General features: G+C 65.0%; 2 protein-coding genes. One reads left to right on the top strand and one right to left on the bottom strand.

Annotated elements, in window-relative coordinates; all coding sequences use genetic code 11:
• Positions 1 to 842 (bottom strand): glucosaminidase domain-containing protein (locus IEZ09_RS45835; RefSeq protein WP_189260136.1); only part of this gene is annotated, 842 nt, incomplete at its 3' end.
• 177 nt (positions 843 to 1,019) lie between these two features.
• Between IEZ09_RS45835 and IEZ09_RS45840 the strand changes: the two genes are divergently transcribed.
• On the top strand, positions 1,020 to 1,834 hold an 815-nt coding region (locus IEZ09_RS45840), incomplete at its 3' end, for an FG-GAP-like repeat-containing protein (protein WP_229813571.1).

Here is a 1,834-nt window from a genome sequence, read left to right on the forward strand (position 1 = left end):
TCCGCGTTACCGCTGGCGTTGTTGGGAAAATACCGCAGCTCGCCATCGGGAGTGGTGGACAGCAGATCCGCAGCACCATCACCAGACAGATCCGCCTCGAGAATCCGGTCAGCGGTCTCCCAACCTGTGCCGGTCACCTTGTAGCCCTCGAACGGACGACCCTCCGCGTTGGAACCGGCGTTGTTGGGGAAGTACCGCAACTCACCGCCCGTGGTGGTCGACACCAGGTCCGCGGAGCCGTCACCCGAGAAATCCATGTCCACGTGCTTCTTTCTGGCGGGTGGTGCCCCGTTGTCGAGCTGGTAGAGGTTGTACTGCTGCATGATCCGGATGACCTTGCCGGCGTAGTCGTTGTTGTCCGTGGCGTACCGCTTGGCCACCTCGCGGATGAACGCGTCGGGGTCGTGCCGGTAGGGCAGCGCGCTCGCGTAGTTGGAGCTGGTGGTGATCATCCGGCCCCAGTCGCGGAACGAGTCCTCCATCGACCGGTACACCCGGAAGTACGCGGTGGTGGGGCCGCAGGTCGGCTGGCACTCCTCGGTGTTCATGTTCTTGCAGCCGATGGCGATCGGGCCGGGGCTGGACGGGTTCACGCACTTGATGCCGAAGTAGTTCTTGTGCGAGGTTGCGAGCCCGCTGTTGCCCCAGCGCGACTCGTGCGCCGACTGTCCGACCGCGACGGACGCGGGCAGGTCGAACTCCTGGTGCACGCGCTGCGCCGTGGCGGACACGAACGCGATGTATTCCTGCTGCGTGAACGCCGACGCGGGCGTGGTCCCCATCATCGCCGCCAGCACTGCCGCGGTGCCCGCCACGGTCGCGATCCGGCTCGTCCTGCTCATCACTACCTCCTGGGTCTCCCTCTTCGTGATGAGACAGACCCTGCTGACCGCACCTGCAGAACGTCTGCAAACCGCCTTCCAGACGCCTGTAGATGCTTTTGCAGAGGATCTATAGGCCGGCGGGCTTGCATTGAGCCATCGCACCGACCGAAGCAACCACGAAGAGGGAGAAAGACCATGGGACGCTTCACGCGATTGCTCACCGCGGTACTGGTCACCGCGACTGCCTTCACGACCGCCGCCGTGATCACCCCAGCCGCTCACGCCGAGTCCGTCCGCGACGGGCAGATCACCCGCAGCGAAGTCATCGCACGAGCCCAGTACTGGGTCGACCATCAGCCCGGCCCGTACAGCCAGACCCAGAAATCACCCGGACCGGGAGACGGCTGGTTGTACCGCAGAGACTGCTCCGGGTACGTCTCGATGACCTGGCACCTGACCGACAGCCTGGGCAGCGCGACCCTGCCGAACGTCTCGCACAACATCTCGCGCAACGACCTCAAGGCCGGCGACATGATGGTCTATCCCGGCACGCACGTCTTCCTGTTCCACCGGTGGCTCGACGGCAACGGCAACTTCGAGTACTACACGTTCGGCGCCACCCCGGTGAGGCACCTCCGCGCCAACATCAACAACGCCAGCCTCGACAACCACCCGAACAGCGCGTACCGCGCGATGCGCTACAACAGGATCGTCGACGACGCGCCGCAGCCGCCGAAGCGCAAGCACACGGACATGGACTTCTCGGGTGACGGCTCCGCGGACCTGGTGTCGACCACCACGGGCGGTGAGTTGCGGTACTTCCCGAACAACGCCGGTTCCAACGCGGAGGGTCGTCCGTTCGAGGGCTACAAGGTGACCGGCACGGGCTGGGAGACCGCCGATCGCGTCCTGGAAGCCGACATCTCCGGTGATGGTGCCGCGGATCTGCTTTCCACCACTCCCGATGGCGAGCTGCGGTATTTTCCCAACAACGCCAGCGGTAACGCGGA

The organism is Lentzea flava, assembly GCF_014648475.1.
GTDB classification, from domain to species: Bacteria; Actinomycetota; Actinomycetes; order Mycobacteriales; family Pseudonocardiaceae; genus Lentzea; species Lentzea flava.